Source organism: Shewanella sp. AS1, assembly GCF_021412565.1.
GTDB lineage: Bacteria > Pseudomonadota > Gammaproteobacteria > Enterobacterales > Shewanellaceae > Shewanella.
The window spans coordinates 1-286 of the sequence record NZ_JAKCLJ010000095.1 but is presented as its reverse complement, the minus strand read 5'-3'; the positions used below and the strand labels follow the sequence as shown (position 1 = coordinate 286).

Annotated in this window: 1 protein-coding gene; it reads left to right on the top strand. The window is 52.4% G+C overall.

All coding sequences use genetic code 11. The features are described 5' to 3' along the window. Window positions 1–286, top strand: a 286-nt coding sequence (locus tag LZP69_RS16205; protein WP_234201724.1) for a VCBS domain-containing protein, incomplete at both ends; no start/stop codon positions are given.

Here is a 286-nt window from a genome sequence, read left to right as displayed (position 1 = left end):
ACCGGTACTAACGATGCGCCAGTGCTCAGCAGCATTGCCGCGCAAACTGTAGCGGAAGACGCCAGCATCTCAGGTAAAGTCACTGGCAGCGATATCGATACCGGCGACAGTATCAGCTATTCCATTGCAACACCTGTGGATGGATTAACCGTCAACACAGATGGCAGCTGGGCATTTGATGCTAGCCACAGTGCTTATCAGTCGCTGGGCGTAGGTCAAACTCAAGTACTCAACATTGATGTCACTGGCAGCGACAGCCAAGGTGCGTCTGATGTACAGACCCTAA